16 protein-coding genes are annotated in these 22,379 nt (G+C 70.9%); 9 read left to right on the plus strand and 7 right to left on the minus strand.

The window, feature by feature from the left end:
• Nucleotide 1 precedes the first annotated feature (1 nt).
• Complete coding sequence (locus OV090_RS42525; RefSeq protein ID WP_267710614.1) at nt 2-3,133, plus strand: serine/threonine-protein kinase; 3,132 nt, start codon at nt 2-4, stop codon at nt 3,131-3,133.
• A gap of 13 nt (nt 3,134-3,146) precedes the next feature.
• Here the strand turns inward: OV090_RS42525 and OV090_RS42530 are convergent, their stop codons facing one another.
• Nucleotides 3,147-4,064 carry an FHA domain-containing protein gene (locus tag OV090_RS42530; protein WP_267710615.1) on the minus strand — a complete coding sequence of 306 codons (918 nt, stop codon included), beginning with the start codon at nt 4,062-4,064 and terminating at the stop codon, nt 3,147-3,149.
• Nucleotides 4,065-4,209: 145 nt separating this feature from the next.
• Entirely contained in the window at nt 4,210-5,100 is an 891-nt protein-coding gene (locus OV090_RS42535; protein ID WP_267710616.1) for a LysR substrate-binding domain-containing protein, read from the minus strand.
• A gap of 122 nt (nt 5,101-5,222) precedes the next feature.
• Here OV090_RS42535 and OV090_RS42540 point away from each other — a divergent pair, with 122 nt between their 5' ends.
• From OV090_RS42540 to OV090_RS42555, 4 genes are all read left to right on the plus strand, one after another.
• A complete protein-coding gene (locus OV090_RS42540) occupies nt 5,223-6,182 on the plus strand; it encodes an alpha/beta hydrolase (protein ID WP_267710617.1) in 960 nt (319 codons plus the stop codon).
• Between the two features lie 641 nt (nt 6,183-6,823).
• Nucleotides 6,824-7,288: a DUF2383 domain-containing protein gene (locus OV090_RS42545; RefSeq protein ID WP_267710618.1), complete on the plus strand. Its 465-nt coding sequence runs from the start codon at nt 6,824-6,826 to the stop codon at nt 7,286-7,288.
• A gap of 370 nt (nt 7,289-7,658) precedes the next feature.
• Nucleotides 7,659-8,462 (plus strand): hypothetical protein, encoded by an 804-nt coding sequence (locus OV090_RS42550; protein WP_267710619.1) that lies wholly within the window; start codon nt 7,659-7,661, stop codon nt 8,460-8,462.
• Nucleotides 8,459-8,587, plus strand: coding sequence for a hypothetical protein (locus tag OV090_RS42555; RefSeq protein WP_267710620.1), 129 nt, complete (start codon nt 8,459-8,461; stop codon nt 8,585-8,587). The genes OV090_RS42550 and OV090_RS42555 overlap by 4 nt, the downstream gene beginning before the upstream one ends.
• Nucleotides 8,588-8,692: 105 nt before the next feature.
• On the opposite strand, the gene OV090_RS42560 is transcribed toward OV090_RS42555, so the two are convergent.
• Nucleotides 8,693-9,070, minus strand: coding sequence for a hypothetical protein (locus tag OV090_RS42560; protein WP_267710621.1), 378 nt, complete (start codon nt 9,068-9,070; stop codon nt 8,693-8,695).
• 365 nt (nt 9,071-9,435) lie between these two features.
• Here OV090_RS42560 and OV090_RS42565 point away from each other — a divergent pair, with 365 nt between their 5' ends.
• Complete coding sequence (locus OV090_RS42565) at nt 9,436-9,600, plus strand: hypothetical protein (RefSeq protein ID WP_267710622.1); 165 nt, start codon at nt 9,436-9,438, stop codon at nt 9,598-9,600.
• Between the two features lie 242 nt (nt 9,601-9,842).
• On the opposite strand, the gene OV090_RS42570 is transcribed toward OV090_RS42565, so the two are convergent.
• Entirely contained in the window at nt 9,843-12,494 is a 2,652-nt protein-coding gene (locus OV090_RS42570) for a PAS domain S-box protein (RefSeq protein WP_267710623.1), read from the minus strand.
• A 426-nt stretch (nt 12,495-12,920) separates the two neighbouring features.
• Between OV090_RS42570 and OV090_RS42575 the strand changes: the two genes are divergently transcribed.
• Complete coding sequence (locus OV090_RS42575) at nt 12,921-14,207, plus strand: right-handed parallel beta-helix repeat-containing protein (protein WP_267710624.1); 1,287 nt, start codon at nt 12,921-12,923, stop codon at nt 14,205-14,207.
• A 439-nt stretch (nt 14,208-14,646) separates the two neighbouring features.
• Nucleotides 14,647-15,741 (plus strand): hypothetical protein, encoded by a 1,095-nt coding sequence (locus OV090_RS42580; RefSeq protein ID WP_267710625.1) that lies wholly within the window; start codon nt 14,647-14,649, stop codon nt 15,739-15,741.
• A gap of 32 nt (nt 15,742-15,773) precedes the next feature.
• Here the strand turns inward: OV090_RS42580 and OV090_RS42585 are convergent, their stop codons facing one another.
• From OV090_RS42585 to OV090_RS42595, 3 genes are all read right to left on the minus strand, one after another.
• Complete coding sequence (locus OV090_RS42585) at nt 15,774-16,271, minus strand: hypothetical protein (protein WP_267710626.1); 498 nt, start codon at nt 16,269-16,271, stop codon at nt 15,774-15,776.
• A 466-nt stretch (nt 16,272-16,737) separates the two neighbouring features.
• Entirely contained in the window at nt 16,738-17,628 is an 891-nt protein-coding gene (locus tag OV090_RS42590) for a hypothetical protein (RefSeq protein WP_267710627.1), read from the minus strand.
• Nucleotides 17,629-17,743: 115 nt separating this feature from the next.
• A complete protein-coding gene (locus OV090_RS42595; protein WP_267710628.1) occupies nt 17,744-18,853 on the minus strand; it encodes a hypothetical protein in 1,110 nt (369 codons plus the stop codon).
• A 310-nt stretch (nt 18,854-19,163) separates the two neighbouring features.
• On the opposite strand from OV090_RS42595, the gene OV090_RS42600 reads away from it, so the two are divergent.
• Nucleotides 19,164-22,232 carry a serine/threonine-protein kinase gene (locus tag OV090_RS42600; RefSeq protein WP_267710629.1) on the plus strand — a complete coding sequence of 1,023 codons (3,069 nt, stop codon included), beginning with the start codon at nt 19,164-19,166 and terminating at the stop codon, nt 22,230-22,232.
• Nucleotides 22,233-22,379: the final 147 nt, after the last annotated feature.

Consider the following 22,379-nt stretch of genomic DNA (forward strand, 5'->3'; position numbering starts at 1 on the left):
CTTGTTTGAGGGCCATACGGTCGAGTTGCAGATTTTGGGCGGCGTAGACCCCCCTCATAATGCCGCCCTTGCCCAGGGTCCTCGGCATTGTGCAATCGTCCCGCGTGGCGCAGGCACGGTGATACTCCAAACAGCGACGGATTCATCTTCATCCGGAATTACATCGGCCTCTTGCAAGCGAGCGCGACGGCGCACAGGGATCCGCCGCGCCGGGGACGCGGGCGAGCACGCGCCCGAGGCGCGGCGGCACGCGCCGCGTCGCGGTCCCGCCCGCTACATGCCGAAATTCGACGAACGGACGGACCGTACCCGCGAGCGCGGAGCCGTGCGCCCGCACGAAACTGGCCGAGTCGGCTCTTGGGCCGGGATGCTGACGGTATCATCCGCCGCCGCTCGGTCCATGTCGACGACCCTACCAACGCTCACCGTGCCGGTCTCGGCCGGCGCAGACACCCTCGCCGCCCCTCACGTCCACCCGCCCGCGGATCTGCTCGCCCGGGGCGTGAGCGTCGGTCGATACATCATCATCGACTGCATCGGTTCCGGGGGGATGGGGCGAGTTTATGCGGCGTACGATCCGGATCTCGGCCGCAAGGTGGCGCTCAAGCTGCTGCACGACGTCGCGCCGAACGACCAGCGCCAGACCAGGCTCCTGCGTGAAGCGCAGGTGATGGCACGTCTGTCGCACCCGAACATCTGCCCGGTGTACGACGTCGGCGGCTTCCACGGGCGCGTCTTCTTCGCCATGGAATTCATCGACGGGGTGACGCTCCGGGCGTGGCTGCGGGCGCGTACGTATGGGTGGAGGGAGCTCCTCGCGGTGTTCCTTGCGATCGGTCGCGGGATCGCGGCGGCCCACGCGGAGGGCCTCGTGCATAGCGACCTCAAGCCCGAGAACATCATGCTCGGCGCCGAAGACCGGCCCCGGGTCATGGACTTCGGGATCGCCCGCGCCGACGGGGCGCCGCGAACGGAGGCGCCGCGGCCGTCGCTGTCCGGGCTCGCGCTCGCGGCGGAGAGCGGCGGGACCAGGACTGTCAAAGGTACCCCGCAATACATGTCCCCCGAGCAATGGCACGAGGACTCGGTCGACGCGCGCTCCGACCAATTCTCGTTCTGCATCGTGCTCTGGGAGGCGCTGTCCGGAGAGCGACCCTTCGCCGACGGCTACGTCTCCGCGCAAGTGTCCGCGCAGCAGGGACTCCGCCCACGCGCACCCACGCAGCCCGCAAGGGCGCCGTCGTGGCTGTACGCCATTCTCGTGCGCGGTCTGTCTGCTCGAGCAGCCGACCGATTCCCCACGATGGACGCGCTGCTGGCCGCCCTGGCCTCCGGGCAGTCCCGGCGTCGCCGCTCCTTCATGGCCGTCGGAGTGTCCGCGCTGGCGCTTGTGCTTGGCAGCGCCGCCGGGGTGCGCTCGTGGGAGCACACGAAGCACGTCGCCGCCTGCGAGGACGCCGGCGCGAGCATCTTCGCGGACGTGTGGAACGACGCGGCGCGCGCGCGCCTGAAGACCAGCTTCATCGCCTCGGAGCTCCCCGACGCCGGCGACCTCGCCGTACGGATCGCCGTGTGGCACGACACGTTCGCGGAGCGCTGGCGTCAGGTCCGCGCCGAGGCGTGCCTCACCGACGACGCGCGGCCGCTCGCATGCCTTTACAATCAACGCCAGCGGTTCCTCGGCCTGCTCGACGCACTCGCGGAGGAAGACCCTCGGGCGCGGTCCAGGGCGATCCGGATCGCTGCTGGGTTACCAGATCCGCGGGCCTGTACCGACCCGGTGCTCGTGCAGTCCTCTCCGCCGGCCGGGGGCGTCCATGAACAATTGCAGGCGACCCGCTTGCAGCAGCAGTTGCAGCGCATCGAGGTCCTCGGAAACACCGGCAACATGCCCCAGGCGAGGGCGCGCGTGCAGGAGGTGCGCGGGCTGGCCGCGAGCGCGGGGTTGCGAGGCGTGCATGCCGAGGCGACGAAAGTCGCCGGTCTGCTGGCCGACTGGGACGGCGATTACGCCGGGGCGACGCGACTGCTGCGAAGCGCCGTCGTGGAGGCGGGCGCGCTGAAGCGCGACGACATCGCCGCCGACGCGGCGATCCGGCTGATCCTCGTCCTCGGCGAGCACATGGCCCGGCACCAGGAGGCGCTGCTGGTCGGCGACTTCGCGGAGATGCTCGTGAGACGGCTCGGTCAGACCGAGCGCTCCCGCGGTGCCAAATTGCTCAGCTTCCTGGCCGTCGTCCACCAAGGGACTGGGGCGCTGTCCGAGGCTCAGGCCCTCGACGAGCGGGGGCTCGAGCTGCTGCGCCGCGAGCTCGGGGAGGTACATCCCGACCTGTCGCTGCAGATGAGCCACCTCGCGGTGATCTACAAGCAGCAAGGCAAGCACCGCGAATCGCTGGCGCTGTTCGCCGCGGCGCTGGCGAACGCCGAGGCCCTGTACGGCGCGACCAGCCTCGAGGCCGCGACGTGCCTCACCAATATGGGCGCAGTGCATGCCGAGCTCGGCGAGCCGGAGGAGGCGCTTCCGCTGCAGGAGCGGGCCCTGGCGATCTTCGAGCGTGCGTACGGACCCGATGCCCCGGATGTCGCGCGGACACGCCACAACTTCGCCGTCGCGCTGGGCGCGGTCGGTCGCCGCGAGCAAGGTCGAGAGCAGCTCGAGCGCGCGTACCGGGCGATCGAAGCCGCGCTCGGCCCGAACCATCCCGAGACGGCGCTCACCCTCTTCGGACTCGCCTACGCGCAGATGCAGCTCGGGGAGCTCGAGGCGGCGGAGCTCAACTTCCGCCGCGTCCTGGCGGGCTGGGAGACCGTGCTGGGGCCCGAACATCCGCAGCTCGTCATCGCCTTGAACGCGCTCGGCGAGTTCGCGCTGAAGGCAGGGCGCACGAAGGAGGCGATCGACCTCCTCGAGCGCAGCATCAAGATCGGGGTGAGCCGCGGCTCGCCGCGCGAGCTCGTCGCCGACGCCCGCGCAATGCTCGCTCACGCGGTGTGGGAAGCCCGCGGCGACCGGGCCGGCGCGCTGGAGCTGGCGGGGCAGGCTGCCGCCGTCTTTCGCGAGGTCCGCGGCCAGCGCGTCCCGGCCCTCGCCGAACTCGAGGCCTGGATGCTGGAGCTCTCGGCTCGGTGAGGCCGGCCAGGTCTCAGCGCTCGAGGAGCGGCACGACCTCGAGCGAGCCGACCCCGATTCGTAGCAGTCCCGTCCCGGGGCGCCGCTCGATCAGCCGCGCCGCGTCGGCGATCCCGGCCTGGGCGAGCTGACGGCGACTGCGGAAGATATCGATGTACAATCGATCCCCCTCGCAGCGGAGCTGGCGGAGGAGATCGTTCTGCTCGATCCACCCCTGCCGATCGGCGGGCACGGATGCGTCGCGCAGTCGCACGCGCGCGAGCAGCAGCAGCGGATAGTGATGGACCCTGACCTTGAGGTCGATCACTCCTCCGGGGTGGAGCGCGAGCAGCTCCACAGTCTCCTCGTCGCCACTGACGCGAAATCGGAGCCCGATCGTGTCGATGGTGGGCCCGCTGCGGCTTGACTCGTCCGTCAGCGGCAACGCTCCGGGCAGGTGCAGGCGCCATGCGCCGCTCGCCGAGCGGACGACGGCGCCGTCCTCGGTCGCGCGCACCTCGCCGGCCTGCTCGATCGACCACCCGGAGTTGCCGCCGCGGTACACCGTGAGCTCGGGCTCGTCCGACTGGGGCAGTACGAGCAGGCCATCCTGCGCCTCGATCGCCGGTCCTTCGTCGAGCGGCACCGCGAACGGCGTCGGCGGCTCTCCGCCGGCGAACACGTAGCCGTCCGGGCTCCCGAAGCCGAGGGTCGTTCCCGGCGACAGGGAGACGCGTTCGCCGAGGCCGAGCCGGCGGCCCGCGACGAAAGTGCCGTTGCGGCTGCCCAGATCCTGAATCTCCCAGGCCCGGCCGTTCCAGCGCACGAGCGCGTGCTCCCCCGACACCCTGGAGTCCTCGAGCTGGACGTTACATACGCGGGAGCGGCCGAGTATGCTGCGCTCGCGGAGGAACCACGCTCCCGCCCCATTTGTTCGTCGAAGTTCGGCCATGGCGCGGTCCGAAGATAGCGCACTGTAGACCTGTAGTGTGCGCAGCGGCGTGCACTGGCACCCCTGCGCGCCCCCGCGCTCGTGTCGATGAGGGGATGTCCTGGCGCTTTAGAGCCCGTGCGCCCCGTGAGCGAGGCTCAGGAGCTCACGGTCTCTTCAGCAGGCGCCTCGAGACGTAATCGACGAACGCCCTCACCTTCGGCGGGGTGTGGCGGCCCGCCGCCCACACGAGATGCGAGCTCATCCGCTCGCCGATGTGCTGTTCGAGGACCTTCACGAGCGCACCCGAGGCGAGCTCGTCGCTCACCAGGATCTCGGCGACATAGGCGAGCCCCAGGCCGCGGAGTGCGAAATACGTGAGGAGCTCGAGATTGTCGGCGACGAGCGAGGTGCGCCCGACCTTCGGGAGCGCCTGCTCGGGCTCCGCGAGCGCCCATTCGTGGAGCCGGCCGCTCGTCGAGCGCCGCAGCTGGAGGCGGTCGTGGGAGGCGAGGTCACGCGGATGGCGAGGCGTCCCACGCCGCGCCAGGTAATCCGGAGATGCGACGAGCACGAAGCGAAACTTCCCGAGCTCGCGGACGCGGAGCGTCGAATCCGCCAGGGGACCGGAGCGGATCGCGGCGTCGATGCCCTCGCGCACGATATCGACGTTGCGGTTGGTGGAGACTACCTCGAGATCGATCGACGGGTACGCCTCCTGAAAGTCGGCGAGCACCCGGTGGAACGGACCTCCGGCCACCGGGATGCTCACGCGGAGCAGCCCACGCGGCGCGCTCGCCGTCTCCGACAGCTCGGCCTCGGCGGCATCGATCTCGGCGAGGATGCGGCGGCAACGCGCGACGAAGCGCTGACCCGCGGGGGTGAGGCGGAGGCTGCGGCTCGTACGCTCGAACAGACGCACGCGCGTGCGCTCTTCGAGGCGCGTGATGCTCTTCCCGACCGCCGACGGCGAGATGCCGAGCTCGCGCGCCGCCCCCGCGAAGCTCCCGCTCGCGGCGACCTGCACGAAGACGTTCAGCGCGACGACGCTCTCCACGTCCGCGATCTTACGCGGACCGCGGCGGCCGGAAAACCGCACGATCCAGGACATCAGAGTCCTGGATGCCCGGACCGGCCGCGGCGGTGTGCGTGGCGCGTGAACAGCCTACGTTGCGCGGCATGCAAACTCGTACCCTCGTCGATCCCGAGCTCGTCCCGTTCCTCGATTCGCTCCCTTCGTTCGACTTCTCCCCCGAGACGCTGCCGGAGATCCGACGCGTCGCGAACGAGACTCCGCCGCTCCACGCCCCCGAGGTGCAGGGCGTGAGGCGCGACGAGGTGCACGTCCCGGGGCCCGAGGGCGAGCCGCCGGTGCGCGTCGTCGTGCATCGCCCCGAGACGACGGTGGGCGAGCGGCTCCCAGCAGTGCTTCACGTGCACGGCGGCGGCTTCGTGATGTGGGGGCCCGAGATCAGCGATCTCCGTAACCGGTTCATCGCCGGCGATCTGCGGTGTGTCGTGGTCTCGGTCGACTATCGACATCCGCCCGAGACGCCCTTTCCGGGGCCCATCGAGGATTGCTACGCGGCCCTGCGGTGGCTCCACGACACGGCAGATACTCTCGGGGTGGACCCCGCGCGCATCGCGGTGCAGGGGGAGAGCGCGGGCGGTGGCCTCGCTGCGGCGCTCGTGCTGCTCGCGCGCGACCGCAAGGAGGTCCCGGTCGCGTTCCAGGTGCTCGTGTACCCGATGCTCGACGACCGCACGGGCACCGACGCCGACCCGCACCCGAACGCCTTCACGGGCGAGTTCGTGTGGACGCGCGCGAACAATCGCTTCGCGTGGCGCGCGATGCTCGACCGCGAGCCGGGGGAAGGCGACGTGTCGCCCTACTGCGCACCGGCCCGCGCCGCCGATCTCACGGGCCTGCCGCCCACGTTCATCCAGGTCGGGTCGCTCGACCTGTTCCTCGACGAGGACCTCGTCTATGCCCAACGCCTGACGCGCGCCGGCATTCCCACGGAGATCCAGGCGATCGCCGGAGCTTTCCACGGCTTCGACATGATGCCGGGTACACGGATCGGCGCGAGGTTCGCGACGGCCGCGCACGAGGCGCTGCGTCGCGGGCTCGGATTCTGAGGGCTCAGGCCAGGGTACTGCATGCTCTGCACACCGCCCGACGCCGACGACGAGGCCGAGAGGGAGTTGTTCGATGAACGCCTCGAGCACGGCGAGCAGGTCGTCCTGCACGTCGGTGCCGGCGCTGCGGCGGAGCTGCCACTGCGCGAGCACCGACGCGATAGGCGAGCCTGGAGTCGATGTCGCCGAGGACGATGTGGTTGCGCCGCAGCGTGACAGCGATCCCGCTGCCCCCGATGACACCGTCGCTAGCCCGCGCTCGATCGTGCTGAACGCTCGCACCGCCGGCGTGCGGCGGGCGACGATGCCGTCGTATCGCTGCAGCTCCGCCTCGTAGCGCCGCGTTCGCGCCGCCTGTCGCTCACGCGCCTCGTCGGCCACCGACTTCGCCGCCGCGCCCGCGGCGACGGCCTCCTGACGCACGTCGCTGCCGGGCTCAGGCCGAGGTTGTTGGGGGGCCGTTTCCCAATTCGCCCCTCGAGCGCTTGGGCTGGCTTGGTCGTCTTCTTCCGTAACCCATTCGTCCACGTCTGCTGGTTACGCGGAGTTGGCCTCTCGGGGCGCGCTCGCGGCGCTCGCGAGGGAAATGTCGGTGCTCCTGCTTGCTTGACAGGTGGGGCCGGTCGCATAGGGTTCCCAGTATGTCGCAGCCCAGCGAGGCCCAGGATACATTGGTCACGTTGTACCGTGGCGAAGCGGCGGCCGCCGAGGCTTATGATCGTGCGCTGAAGAAGTTCGCGGGGCAGCCCGAGGAACCGATCCTGAAGGAGATCAGGGCCGAGCATCGGGAGGCGATGAAACACCTCGAGCTCGAGCTCAGGCGTAACGGCATCGTGGCCCCGGAGGGCCCGGGTCCCTGGGGCGTGGTCTTCAACGCGCTCGGGTCCCTGACCGCGCTGGTCAACGACGAAGTCCCGCTGCAAATGCTGCAACACGGCGAGGAGGTCGGGATCGAGGAACACGAGCGGGCCCTCGCCTCCGGAAGCTTCTCGCCCGATGTCACCCGACGCATTCGCGAGAGCAGGGATCGCTGCGAACAGCACCGCGAGCGCCTCCAGAATCTACGCGATGTGATTACCACCCAGCCCAACCGACCGATGATTTGACCGTCCGAGCGGGCCTGTTTGGACAAGACCGCCTGCTGCGATTCGAGCGTCCTTGCGGCTCGCTCACTGCGACGGAGGGCCCTGGCAATCGGTGCAGCGACGGTTTCGCCGGCCAGCGCACGAGGGCGCGGGTCGTGATCACCCAGCCATGCCAGCCGGCGAAAACAGCGGCCAGGGCTATGGCCACACGCGCCCGCGGTCTGGCGGGCTCCAGCGCTCGCAGTGCGGTCCGATCGACTCGCCCGGCGAGCTCATCGCCGTGGAGCCATCGCCTGCTCCACACCTCTGCGGTCGCGATGGCCAGCCTCGTCTTCCGCTCACACGCGACAGCGCATGTAAAACCGCTGTCCACCACGCCCCCGCACGTGCGATGCTCCCGGAGATGAACCCTCGCGCTCACGGGGCACTCCAGGCCGAGATCGGGCTGTGCGTGCGACCCGGCCGCGACCTCGTCGAGGTCGCGGCGGGCGCGAGCACGAGCATCATCGCCGTCGCCGAGGAGATGGGCGGCCATGGCTGCGGCTGGCTCGGCGCGCGCCGCGTCGTCCGAGCGGTCGTCGAGCGGCGCGGTGTTGCAGCGATACCGCCCACCTTCGTCGGCGCGGCCAGCGAGCGTGATCTCCCTGAGGCCCGGCGTCGGTGGTTCGTTACGCATGCGGCCGTCGAGGTCGACGCTCTGCCCCTCGACCTCGCCGACGCGTTCGTGGCGCTCGATCGCGAGGCGCTGGCCGTCGCCATGCCAGCGGGGCCGCCGATAGCGCTCGCGGTCGGTTGCATCGCCCTCACGCTCGACGGTGTGCACGTTCGTGGGGCGCACGCGGGCCCGGGCCGCGCCGTGGTGCTGCGCCGCGGCCGTATGCGCCCCGAGGAGCTCGTGGGCCCGCAGCTGTTGGAAGGTGTGCCGATCGAGGTCGTCGCCAACGCGCTCGGTATGCTCGCGACGAGCGGGCGCGCCGTCGAGCGGTTCGAGACCGGTCTCGCGGCCGGCGACGTGCTGCTCGCCTGCTCGCGGCCTCTCGACCTCGAGGATTCCGAGCTCCTCGCGCTCGTCGACGCTTACGCCGATGCACCGCTCACTGCCCTCGCCCGCGCCATCGAATCCCGCGTGGGCTGCGCGCGCAGTGGTGGCGACGCGGCCTTCACGCTCGTACGGTGCGTTACACTCGCGCCGTGACGGACAACACTGCACCCGCGCGCAGCCTCACCGTCGCCGCGCAGCGCAAGCTCAATCAGCTGAGCTGGCTCGACGACCAGATCGAGCTGGTCGCCGCAAGGGTCGTCGACGGCCACGCCGGCTGACCTTTTAGCTGGCTGCAGCGCTGGCGGCGTGGGGACCTGCTAAAGCCCCGCGCGGCGCGGTCTGGCGGCCGGCGTCTCTCCGTTCACCCTTCGCGGTGACATCGCTTACGGGAGCGGCCTGTTCCGCAGGGTCGCGTTGTTCTTGTAGGCGTTCTTGTAGGCGTCGTGGCACGTTTTGCAGTCGGCCTTTACGTCGTCCGACTTGTTGGCCTTGAGGTCGTCGAGCGTCTTCTTGGCAAACTTGGTCCAGTCCTTCATGTCAGGGCCGCCGAATGTTTGGATCTTCTCGATCCCTTTGGCGACCGCGACGAAGTCGCCGCTCGCCATGGGAGTACCCACGTTGTCGCGCATCCACTTCTGGAGCGGACAGGGCTTCGTCGTGCCATTGCACTGACCCTTGGCGATCGCCGTGCTCGGGAGCGCGGTCAGGAACAGGCCGCCGACAGCAGCGGTAGCAAGAGCGAGAAATGCGAGTTTCTTCATGTCGTTTGGTCCGGTGGATGGCGCCACAGCCCAGCCTTCGTCGGGAGGACGGCCGGCCAGAGCGACGCTCAAGGTTGAAGAGCGCCGACCACTCCATCGCGATCCAAAAAAATTCGAACTTTTTCTCCGTGGTAAGCCCGCCGGAGTCCCCGAGCGCGATGTCGCTCGACCAAGAGCGGAGCGCAGCTGGAGGCCGCCGCAGAGGCGAGCGCCCAAGAGCGTCGCGTGGTGGACATGGCCCGCGCCGCTGGGGCGCCGCGCTGGTGGCCAGGCGAGACGCCGCCGCGGAGCCGCACCTGCGGCGCTGTCTCGCCATCCGCGAGCGCCGCTTGCCCGAGGCAGACCCGAAGATACTGCAAGTCCGCGTGACCCTGGTGGAGTGCCTCGTCGATCAGGATAGGCACGCCGAGGCGGTCGCGCTACCGGATCGCGTGTTCGAGGTCCTCGGTCCGGTTGCGCCTGCCGACCTCGCTTCGCTCGCCGAGCTGCGCGCCGGGTCGACGACAACGGCGTGCTCCTCGGCGCGATGAGCGGTGAGGAGGCCGAGCAAGCCCGCTCGCTCCTCGCCTACATCGAGTTCGTCAAGGTGGACTCCGGTCACCTGGTCACGCCGAGAAGACCGACGAATTCCTGCAGATCGTCCTCGACTTCGAGCCGCGCCTGCATCCGTGAATCGACCGGGGTTCGATGGGTTTCATGATCGCCATGGGATCGCTCCCTGATTCGCGGCGGTGGCTCTCCCCCGAATCGTGCCCCGGGCCCCATCCTCGCATCAGGCCGCGTTCACGGACGATCCCGGCAGCTCCGCCAGCAAGGCCTCGAGCACCTCCGGCGCGGCGGGTTTGACGATGTGGCGATCGAAGCCGGCCTCGCGGGCGCGGGCCTTGTCTTCCTCCTGGCCCCAGCCGGTGAGGGCGACGAGGACCGGCTTCTCGCCCCAGGGCTCTGCGCGCATCCGGCGGGCCGTCTCGTAGCCGTTCATGGTCGGCATGCCGATGTCGAGGAACACCACCTCGGGGCTGAATTCGGCGGCCAGGCGCAGCCCCTCGAGCCCGTCGTGGGCCACGCGCGTGTCGCATCCGATCAATTCGAGGAACTCTGCCAGGCTGAGCGCGGCGTCGCGGTTGTCGTCGACGACCAGCACGCGGTGACCCGCGCCCTGCACCGCCTCGCACGCCAGCGCCGGCGGCTCTGCCGGCCGCGAGCTCGACGGGGCGATCGGCAAGTGGACCGTGAACTCGCTGCCCATGTCGAGGCCGCCGCTCCTGGCCTCGACCGTGCCCCCGTGCATCTCCACCAGTTGTTTGACCAGCGACAGGCCGATGCCGAGCCCGCCTTGCGATCGCTCGTGGGCTTCGGTGACCTGCGCGAACAGGTCGAACACGCGCGGCAGCATCTCCGGCTCGATGCCGATGCCGTTGTCCTTGACGCGGACCACGACCTCGCCGGATCGCCGCTCGACCGTCAACCATATGTGACCCCCGGGCGGCGTGAACTTGGCGGCGTTGCCCAGCAGGTTGGCGAACACCTGCGCCAGGCGGACCGCGTCGCCCTCGACGCACACCGGCTCCGGCAGCGACTCGACCGTGAGCTCGTGGTGATGGTGCTCGATCAGCGGCTGGACCGTCTCGATCGCGCTCTGCAGCGCCTGCGCCAGCGCGACGCGCTCCTTTCGCAGTTCGATCTTGCCGCGGCTGATCCGGCTGATGTCGAGCAAGTCGTCGATGAGGCGCACCATCTGCCCGAGCTGCCGCTCCATCATCGCCTGCGCCCGCTCGGCCATCTCCTCGTCGACGCCCGCGCGGCGGACGATCGCCAGCCCGTTGCGCAGCGGCGCCAGCGGGTTGCGCAGCTCGTGGGCGAGCGTCGCCAGGAATTCGTCCTTGCGCCGATCGGCCAGCCGCAGCGCCTCCGCCTGCCGTTCCAGCAGCTCCTTGGACCGCCTCGCCTCCGTCCAGTCGCGCATGATCTTGAGGAACCCGTGGTACTCGCCGCCGTCGCGCAGCGGCATCATCAAGCCGCTGCCCCAGAAGCGGGTGCCGTCCTTGCGCAGGTGCCAGCGTTCGCTGTGGGCCCGGCCGTCTCGCCGCGCCGCGCGGATCTCCTTCTCGGGCACCCCGCGCGCCCGGTCCTCGGGCGTGAACAGGACGGCGCCGTCCTTGCCGACGATCTCGTGCTCCTCGTGGCCGAAGACGTTGTTCGCCCCCGCGTTCCAGCTGGTCACGATCCCTCGCGCGTCGACGGTGAAGATCGCGTAGTCCTTGGCGCTCTCGAGGATGAGCCGGAGCCGCTCCTCGCTCCGCGCTCGCGCTTCCTCGGCCTCCTTGCGGGCGGTGATGTCGCTGACGACGCCGAACATGCGGACGATCTGCCCCTGCGTATCGCGCACCAGCTTCGCGCGCGAGTCGATCCAGCGCCAGCCGCCGCCGGCCAGCGGGATGCGGTACTCGTTCTGGTACTTCCCGGTGGCGAGGCACTCCGCCACGGCGCAGCGATCGCGTCCCAGGTCGTCGGGGTGGAGCCGCGATTCGTACAGCTCGAACGTGATCGGCGTGTCCGGGGCGACCCCGAGCAGCTCGCGCGTCAGCGGCGACCAGAAGGCGCGCTGGGTGCGTAGATCCATCTCCCACTCGCCGAGCTCGGCGCCCTCCATCGCCAGCCGCAGCCGCTCCTCGTGGTGCTGCAGCTGCTCGCGCAGCCGCTCGCGCTCGCTGACGTCGAGGCAGGCCCCGACCGCGCCCCGCACCGCGCCGGCGGCGTCGAACAGCGGCGCGGCGTTGCCCAGCAGCGTGATCACCGTCTGATCGGGGAGGACCAGGTCGACCTCCACGTCGGTGACCGGCGCCCCGGTGGCGATGGCCAGGCGCAGCGGCGTCTGTTCCAGCGGGAGCTCCCGGCCCTCGCGCTCGAAGCGGAGCCACCCTCGCTGCTCGGGCGGGAGTCGGGCCGAGATGTTCGAGCCGGGCGGCAACTTCAGCAAGCGGCAGCCCGCCTGGTTGCCGACCACCTCCCGACACTCGGGGTCGCGCGCCAGCCAGGCCACGGCCGGCATCATATCCATCAACCGCTCGATCTCCTCGCCGCGCTGCCGCAGCGCCTCCGTCGTCCGCTGCGAGGAGCCTCGGCGCGTCGCACGTGGACGCTCGCACGCCGCGCAGATGCCGACCGCAGTGGCCGCGAAGATGGCCAGCTCCGACCAGTCGGCGGCGCCGGCCGTCGTCTCCGGCGAGAGCAGCCAGACCCCGCCGGCCGCGGTGCACAGGAGCGTCGTCAGCAGACCGGGCCACGGGCCGCCGACGATGGCCGAGACGAGCACTGCGGGCACGAACGGCATCAGCGCCGCGCACCCTGGCCCCGAGGACGACAGGGCCAGCCAGGCCATCACGGCCCACGCGGCCGCGCCGATCGCCAGAGCGTACAGCATCCATGGGCGGGGGCCTTCCAGGACTTCTCCTCCTGCCGCATCACCTCGAAGGATCTGTGTGTGCATTCGGCCGGCGGGCCACGCACAGCGAGGGCAAAGTTCGGTCCGCAAGCGGCAACCGCCGTGCCCGAGCCGCGACGAGCTCAGGCATCGCCGACGGTGCGGCCGTTGCGGCGCCCGACAGCGACCTTATCCGCCGCGGACCCGGGCGCCCGGGCCGCTGACTCGCGCGAAGTCGTGTCCGGCGCGCGAGCCACGGCCGGGCCGGGCGCGCCGCGAGGAGACCGCGGCGCCGGGCGTTCGCTGCGGCGCGAACCCCCAGCGGCGCGGGCTCTCGGCGACGCGTCGACGTCTTCGCGGCTCGCCCTTCGCGCGACGTGGTCATCCAGCGACGACGGCGCGGGCCGACTCGAGCAAAATGCCTGCATGTCGACCTCCGCCGCGCGCCTGCCCCTCCCCATCGCCATCGCCCTCGCGTGCGCGTGCGGGGACGCGAACACCACCGCGACTTCGGACACCGCGTCCCTCACGAGCACCGGTATCGACACCGGCGAGACGACCGCGCTCGCGACCACGGATTCGCCGGGCACGATTGACAGCAGCGGCGCTCCCCCGACCACCGGTCTCTCGACCACCGACGCCACCACCCACGCCACCACCGGCGACCCCACCACGGGCCTCTCGACCACCGACGACACGACCAGCACCACCACCACCACCGGCGGCGACGACGGGCCCTTCGCCGTCTATCTCGATCCCGCGGGCGACGACGCCCACGGCGGGTCGTCGCCCGACGACGCGGTCCTGACCCTCGCGCGGGCCCACGAGATCCTCGTCGCTGCGGCCCCCGACCGCGACGTGGAGGTGCGGATCGCCCAGGGCACCTACGTCGGCCAGAGCGTGACCTGGACTTACTATCACCCCGACCACCGGGTCGCCTTCATGCCTGCCGATTATGCCGACGGCGACGGCATCGACGACATCGCCGGTCGCCCCGTGTTCGACGGCGACGGCGCAGGCGCCCTCCTCACCCTCGACGTCGCCGCCGGGGAGGAGACGCACCTCGAGTTCTACTACCTCGAGATCCAGCATTACCTGCATTACGGCCTGTACTTCCGCGGCGATCGCCTCGATCCGGAGGGCGGCTGGAACGGGGGCAACCGGATCTACGGCGTGTACTTCACCGAGATCGGCAGCCTTCACGTGCCCGGCGAGCAGGGCTACGGCGCGATCGACCTCGTCAATTCGCGCGCCAACGACATCCGCAACAACCACTTCGTCGCCGTCGAGAACCACGCGCAAAAGGCCGGGTTGATGCACGGCGTGTACATCGCCCATCACAGCACGGGCAACCAGATCCGCGGCAATCAATTCACCGAGATCAGCGGCGACCCGATCCGCCTGCGCGACGACAGCAACGCCAACGTCATCGAGGACAACACCTTCAGCAACACCGGCAGCGTCGCCTTCTACTCCGACTGGTACTGCGACCCCGAAGCCAACCCGAACTGCACCAAGCCCGGCGGCGAGTGCCCGTCGTGGCAGAACGAGTTCCGCGACAACGCGCTGCACTGCGGGTACGGCGGCGAGCAGCTCCCGACCTTCTCGTACATCCAGGGCGGCGCCGATTACGTCCCGCCGAGCTGCCCCGACCACTTCGCCGACGGCTGGAAGCGCCTCTCCACCAGCGGCAACACCACCGCTTGCCCGTGACCGCCTGACCTTCGTCTCACAGGGGTCGAACTCGTGGGCGCGGGCGTCGACCTCGAGAGGAGCATGGAGGTCGCCGGCGGTGGCGATCTGCTGCAAGCCATCGACCAGAAACGGGGCGGACGTCTCGTTCGGGCTCATGTCGCATCTCGCCGGCGTGAGGCGGCTTCACCCCTCTCCGTGATGGACGAGCTCGCATCGGACGGTGAATTCGCGCGCTGAAGCGCCATGCCTGGGGGCGGACGTCTCGTCCGAGCTCATGTCGCATCTCGCTGGCGTGAGGCGGCTTCACCCCTCTCCGTGATGCTGCGGGTCTGGCACGGGATAGAACGAGGCGATGCAGCATGAATTCTCTCCCTCCTCGATCCACCTCGGCGACGCCGTGCGGGCAGCGGCGCATCCTCGCGTCGCATACGGCCTCGCCAGGATCGCGTTCAGCGGCGTGACACGCCGATCGCTACCCTTCCTCTTCTCGCTCGCCTTCTTCGGCTGCGATGACTCGTCGCCGCCGAGCGTCGAGACGACCAAAACGCCGCCCCTGCCGCCCGCACCGCCGCCGCGAGCCGCCGACAACCTCGACGAGTACATGTCGTTGTGCGACGGCGGCGAGCCCTTCCCCGCTGCGAAGCCGTACAAGAAGGGGGCGACGTCAGCGGACATCAGCCGCGTGGTGGCGTTCGAGAAGTACAAGGAGTCCGCCGATCCGGCCTGGCGGCACCTGACGTCTGCACCGATCGACGCCTGGTCGGCGGAAGACCCGGCGGACGTCCAGCTCGTCGCCTGCGTCGAGGTGTCCAAGCGGCAGCTGCGACGCAGCTGCGAGTTCAAGGACAGCGCGGGCGAGCAGTTCAAGCTCGACCTCTACGACATGTCCCACGCGGTCCGGGTCGTCGAGGCCGCGACCGGCAAGGTCGTGCTCGAGCAGACTTTCGAGCTGGGGAACACCGAGGGGTGCCCGGCCTTCGAGCTGTTCGGCAGCAGCACCAGCGACTATCGCGGCGTCGACTACAAGCACAAGCTGATGGCCCTGCTCGCGCCGTTGCAGCCCGAGGGCGCGAGGCCACCGCCGCCCCTCAGCTTCGTCGAGCTCGCGCGCGTATGCGACGGGGTGGCCTTCCCCGGGACGGCCCGCTACGACAAGAGCGCCGCGCAGAAACACCCGCTCTACACGACCTTCCGCACCGACGAGTCCGCGCCGCTCACCTTGGCGGCCCCCCCCGAGAACTACGACGCGAGCGAGTCGATCGGTGACCCCGCGGCGTACCAGCTCGTCGCCTGCGTCGTCGGCAAGTCCGAGAAGAAGCGGAAGGACTGTCGCTTCGACGGCGGCGCCGTGGTCGAGCTCCACGAGGGTACTGTCGAGGTCGCTGTCTACGCGACCGCGACCGCCGAGTTGGTCGAGAAGAAGACCTTCAAGGCGACCGGCGGCACCTGCCCGATGCTCTTCAGCGTCCCGGACGACACCAAACGGGCCGCCTGGCTCCCGAAGATCGAGCCGGCCTACCACAAGTACATGGCCGCGCTCGTGGGCCCGTGACGGGCCCACGAGCCACCGTCATGCGTGTCCCATCAGGTCTGGGCCATGGTACGGATGTGCTTCACGAGACCGGGGTGGGCGGCGGCTGCGGCCTGCAGGGTCTCTTGGGCGGTGCCGAAGGTACGGCTCGCGTCGAGGGTGCGCACCCACGCCTGCATCGGCGCCGAGGCCTCGAAGGAGCCGCGCAATGCACCGTTGTCGCCCACGCCGATCGGCTCGACACCACAGGCGATGAGCCAGGCGAAGTCGATCAGGTCGCGACCGAGCACTGCCACCTCGCCGTCGCGGCCGAGCTTGACGACGGGGGCGTGGTCGACTTCGACCTCGCCCACCAGGTGCAGCGCATACTGACCGCCGGCGCCGTCTTGTACGAAGGTGAAGAACTCCTCGTCGGCGATGGGCTTTCGCATCCAGTCCGAGGGCCGGTACTCCTGGTTGTATCGCTCGTAGAATTCGAGGTCGCTCACGGTGCAGCGCCCGTTCATGACCCAGTCGGCGATCTGTTCGACGAGAGAGGGGAAGGCTTTCATGCCTCGCCGATAGCACGGTCCGTGAGGTCGATGTTCTGTCACGGTGCCTTTTCGGGGCCTGCCGCGCGTGCGTCCTGGCTGGTTCGAAGCGGTCGACGAGCATATGCCTGGTCCACCATCGCACCACCCCCGACATGGAACCCATCGCGGCGCTTCGACGGAAGCGGCGATGCGGACCGCCTCGACCTCGAGCAGCTCATCGATCCGCCGCCTCCTGGCGCGAGTGCCGAACGGCGGGCGCCTGAGGTAAAGGCGTCTCTGTACCTGTCCAACTCGCTGATCGGCCTCGCGTTCCGCCGCGCTTCGTCACCTCGTGCACGAACTGTTCGAGTACTACGAGAGTCGCCGAGGGTTAGCGCTCAAAGCCGAGTCCGCTGCGGAGGTCGGTCAGCCTGTCTCGACGGCCGACCTCTTCTCCGAGGCGCACAGGTGCTGTGTCGGGCTCCCGGAAGACGGCGGCGGCCGGTCACAACACGCAGCGCGGCGTCCCGAGGCGGCGCAGCGTCCGGCCCTCCGGCACGATCAGCTGATAGCGCCCGGCGTCCATGAGGAGGAGCTCGGCGCGGCCGTCCTGATCGAGGTCGGTCACGCGGTTGATGCTGACCGGGTCGTCGAGGGTCAGGGCCAGCGCGAGCTCGCCGGTCGCGCTCCACCGGACGGCGAGCGCTGCGAACACGAAGCCGCCGGGGAGGCCCTCTTCCTTCGCGTCGAAGGTCGAGGCGACGGCGATCGTATAGAGCTGCTCGTCGCGGCCGTCGCCATCGAGGTCGACCCGCCCGGCGGTGAGCGGGTCGTACCGCGACGCGTGCTCGACGGCGATCCGGCGCGCCTCCTCGGGGATCGACGCGAGCACCTGCGCACGCTCGGCGTCGGACGGCTCGAAGTCGGCGAGCGGGCGGATCGCGTCGGCACGCGCCGCCGGCCAGATCTGGAACAGCCCCCAGCGCTCCGCCGGCGCCTCGACCTCGAGCGCCGGCGCCGGCTCGCAGGTGCTCGAGACGACGCGGCCGAGCACCTTCGCCGTCTGGCCGCCTGCGGCGTTTCTGAAGCCCTCCGAGGCGACCTCGTCCCCGACCGCCACGCCGGCGAGGCACCGCTCCGGGTCGCTCTCGAGCGCGCCGCCGAGGTGGCAGGCGACCGGCACCAGGGCGCCGTCCTTCCCCGAGACGAACAGCACCGTCGAGGCCCTCGCCGGGGCCGCGGGGGCCTCGACGGGCGGTGCGGCCGGCGGGGGCGGTGCCGGGACGTCGGCCGGTCGATCGCTCGTCGGCGCGGCAGCGTTGCACGACACGAGCAGCCCGACGAGCAGCAGACGCGTGCACGTCCTCGATTCGAGGAGGGCGTCCCGGGCGGGCATCAGGTCGTCCGAAGATAGCGGCTCCGCGCCCGGCAGGCCACCTCCTCCTCAGCGACCAGCCTCATTTCCCCGGCGCCTCGCCAACCGAACAAGTGGCCCTCGCCCCCGCAGGCAATCACCAGAGGTCGGCCTGGACCTTGACGCCGAGCACCGCGTAATCGTCGAGGTCGGAGGCGTCGCAGTGCGGCAGCGCGTCCCAGCCGATCAGCGTCAGCACCGGATCGATCCACAGGCGGTGCATGCCGGTCTGGGGCGAGCCGCCGCGGCAGGTCGCGCCGGTCTCGCCGTAGCCGGCCTCGATGTCCCAGTTGCTCTGGGAGGTCCAGGTGAAGAGGCCGCCGATCGGGTCGTGCGGCGAGATCTGCTGGCCCGGGACCGTGCGCGAGCCGCCGGCGTGCCACGCCATCCACATGAGCAGCATCGGCGTGCGCTGGCTCGGGTCGAGGCCGCGGGTCGCGTTCGAATCGTAGAAGGCGTTGAGCCGGTACTGGCCCTTCGACACCGCGCCGTTGAGGCAGCCGTTGATGAAGGTGCCCGGGGCGACCTCGATGCTCGGCGTGCCCTTGCCGATCGAGAGCGCGACGTTGGGGCTCAGCACCGAGCTGAACTTGTACGCGCTGCCGAGCTGGCCGCCCTCGGTCTCGTTCGGGCAGGTGTGGTACCAGCCCTCGAGCGTCTCGTGCTCGGGATAGAGCTCGGTGTCCGCCGGCACGGCGTCGGTCACGAAGGTGTAGCGGCAGATCGTGATGCTGGGATCGTAGAGGCCGGGGTCGCACTCGGCGTCGGCGATCCTCAGGTGCGCGAGCTTCCGAGACCCGTCCTCGTACGAGTCGAGGTAGACGTAGAACCTCGCGCCCTCGACGGCCTCGCCGCCGATGATCGTGTTGGTCACCACCGACCGCAGGCGCAGCTCGCCGTTGTCGCCGACCGCGATCTGGGCCACGCCCTCCGTCGTCCCGCCGAAGATGGCGGTGGCGCCCTCGATGAACACTTCGGCGGTCTCGTTCTCGACCGGCGTGTTGAACGTCATCGCGATGTTGCTCAGGTAGTGGTCGCCGATCTTCGAGGTGTTGTTGATCGGCGGCGGCGTGCAATCCGGGGTGGTGCAGCGGAGCGCGACGTCGTCGTCCGCGGCGAACCCCGGCCCTGTCGCGTCGTCGCAGGCGACGCCGAGGATGAACGTGGAAGCGAGGAGGAGAGAGATAGTGTTGGTGGAGGTGCGCATTGTAGTGCCCGAACTACGTCCGGGAGGGTGATCGGGGACCGCGGATCAATTGCCGCGCGCTCGAGTTTTTTCGCCGAGCCCTGACGCGAGCGCGAGCGCACGCGCCATCGCGGGCGGCTCCTCGAGCGAAACGGTCGATGGCTGCGTGTCCATGCCTTCGCGGTCAGTCCCCGCGCCCGCGAGTCTCCGTCACGGGTCCCGTCGATCCTCGCCTGCGCGATGACGCACGAAAGCCGGCCGAGCCCTCACGCCTCCGCCGACCGGCAGCCCGGCCCCGATTCGGCCACACTACCGGCGGAGTCGACCTGCCGTGGCGAGCGACCAAGGTACCTGCGACGAGGCCGACGGCGCCGACGCGCGCACGCCCGCGGGCCTCGGCGACGACGACACGCTCCCGCGGGCGATGGCGTCGCTGAAGCAGGGCGAAGACCCGCTCGACAAGAAGCTGGTCAAGCGGGCCCTGTTCCCGCGCCGGACCACGCCGGTCCAGATCGGTCGCTTCCAGATCTTGAGCCTCGTCGGCCGCGGCGGCATGGGCGTCGTCTACGCCGCCTACGACGACCTGCTCGACCGCAAGGTCGCGGTCAAGGTGCTGCTCGCCGACACCGCCCGCGACCCCGCGCTGGCGCGCAGCCGATTGATGCGCGAGGCGCAGGCGATGGCGCGGCTGTCTCACGCCAATATCGTCACCGTCCACGAGGTCGGCCAGGACGACGGCCAGGTGTTCGTGGCGATGGAGTTCGTCCGCGGCACCACCCTCGAGGCGTGGGCCCGGCAGGACCGCCCCTGGCGCGAGGTCGTCGCCACCTTCGTCCGCGCCGGCCGCGGCCTCGAGGCCGCCCACCGGGCCGGCTTCATCCACCGCGACTTCAAACCCGCCAACGTGATGGTCGGCGACGACGGTACGGTCAAGGTCCTCGACTTCGGCCTCGCGCGCGCGGCCGACGACCTCGAGCGCGCGCCGTCCGACCTGCCGCACTACGTCGCGCAGGCCGACTCGCACCTGACCCCGCTCACGCGCACCGGCGCGGTCCTCGGCACGCCGGCGTACATGTCCCCGGAGGCGCACCGCGGCGAGCCGTCGACCGCGGCGAGCGACCAGTTCAGCTTCTGCGTGTCGCTGTATCAGTGCCTCTACGGCGCGCCGCCGTTCGACACCACCTCGCTGGCGACCCTGCTCGCCGACCCGCGCCGCGGCGCCGTCGCCCCGCCGCCCGCGGGCACGCCGGTGCCGGCGCGCGTCTATCGGGCGATCCGCCGCGGCCTGTCGCTCGCGCCGGAGGACCGCTTCCCGTCGATGACGGCGCTGCTCGCCGCGCTCGAGCACGATCCGGGCGCGGCCCATCGCCGCCTCGCCGCGCTCGCCGTCACCGCCGTGGTAACCGCGGCCGCCGGCTTCGCCGCGGCGAGCAGCGGCGGCTCCGCACCGCAGCGCTGCCCCGACGCCTCGGCCGAGCTCGCGGGCGTGTGGGACGGCGAGCGAGCGCAGGCCGTCCGCACGGGCCTCTCGGCGATCGGCAGCCCCGCCGCCGCGGACGCGCTCACGACCGTGCTGCGGCGGATCGACGCCTACGCCGCGGCGTGGGTCGAGATGCGCAACGAGGCCTGCCTGAGCCACGCCGAGGCGCGCCAGCCGGCGGCGCTGTTCGACCTCCGCACCGCCTGCCTCGACCAGCGGCGCGCCGGCCTCGACACGCTGGTCGCCGCGCTCACGCAGGTCGACGCGGCCGGGCTCGACAGCGCCGTCCAGGCGAGCGTCAACCTGCCCGCGCTGGCCCGCTGCGCCGACGTCGAGGCGCTGACCGCCGACATCCCGCCGCCCGACGACCCGCGGCTGCGCCTGCGCGTCCAGGCCCACCGCGAGGCCCTCGCGCGCGCCCAGGTCCGCGAGGACGCCGGGCAGTACGCGCTCGGCCGGACCATGGTCGAAGATGTCCTCGCGGACAGCTCGGCGCTGGCCTACGAGCCGCTGCACGCCGAGGCGCTGCTGCGCGCCGGTAGCCTGGCGATGGAGGCCGGCGACCACCACGCGGCCGAGCGAGCCTTCGCCGACGCGATGCAGACCGCCGTCGGCTGCGGTCACGAGGCCGTCGCCGCGGTCGCCAGCTCGAAGCACGCCTTCTTGCGCGCCGTGCCGCTGAACCAGCTCGCCCAGGCGCAGGCCGAGCTGCCGCTGGCGGCCGCGCTCAACCGGCGCGTGCGTCACGAGGTCGACCTGTACGCCGAGTTCCTCAACAACCTCGGCGTCGTCGAGGCCACCGGCGGCGAGCTGGCCGCGGCGCGCCAGCACTGGGAGGAGGCCGTGGCCCTGCGCGAGCGTCACGGCCGCGGCGAGACCCTGGGCGGCCTCAACACCCGCGCCAACCTCGGCTGGCTGGCCCACTCCGAGCGCCGCGACGAGGACATGATCGCGATCTACACCCGCACCGCCGCGCTGTCCGAGCAGCTGTTCGGCCCGCACCACGCGGTGCACCTGCGCTACGCGTTCCTCCTCGCCGGCGGCCTCGGGCGGCTCGGACGCCCGCGCGAGGCGATCGATCGCCTCGCCGATCTCGAGCAGCGCTTCGATCGCCTCGGCAACGACTACATGCACGGCCAGGTCCTGCACATGCTCGCGTTGCTCGAGATCGACGAGGGGCGGCTGACCGCCGCGCGCGAGCACCTGGGCCGCGCGCTCGCGGCCGTGCCGGAGTCGTCGTGGGTGTTCGACGCGGTGCTGTGCGAGCGCGTCCACCTGCTCGGGGCCTCGGGCGACGCGCCCGGGATGCAGCGCGAGTACGACCGCGCCGTGGCGCGGCTGCCCGCCCCGCCCGACCCGCTCGGACGCAGCTATCGCTGCCTGCTGTACAACCGCGCCCAGGCCCTCGACGCGCTCGGGCGCACCGCCGAGGCGCTGGCGCCGCTCGAGCAGATCCTCGCGGCGCTGCCCGACGAGCGCACGCTCGAGACCGCGGAGATATCGCTGGCGCTCGGCGAGTTGCGACTCGAGCTCGGCCTCCTCGACGAGGCCGAGGCCGACCTCCGGCGCTCGCTCGCCGGCTTCGAGCGCGTCGTCCCTCCCGGCAACCTGACGATCGCCCGCAACCTGCTCGCGCTCGCCGAGCTGGCCCTGAGCCGCCGCCGCTTCGCCGACGCGACCGACCTCGCCGGCCAGGCGCTGGCCCTCTACGGCGCCGTCGCCGAGCCCGACCACCTGCCGGTGGCCCGGGCCCGCTTCGCCCGCGCGCAGGCCCTGACCGGGCCCGCGACCGCCGCCCCGCCGGAGGCGCGCGCCGACGCCGAGGCCGCGCTGGCGATCTGGCGCGCCAAGTCGCGGACCGAAGACACCCGGCGCGCCCAGAGCTGGCTCGCCGCGCACCCGGCCGCGCCGGCACTCTGAAGGTGTCTCTTGGGGCATGTCTAAAGAGGCATGTCCTGAACTATCTTCCTGGACCACCGTCCCGCACGTCCGAGGAAAGCGGCGGTGAGATTCTCCGGCGTCGAGGGTTCGCGGACGACCTACTCTACCTCGGTCTTCCCGTCGTCG

The sequence above is a fragment of the Nannocystis sp. RBIL2 genome (genome assembly GCF_026626745.1).
GTDB lineage: Bacteria > Myxococcota_A > Polyangia > Nannocystales > Nannocystaceae > Nannocystis.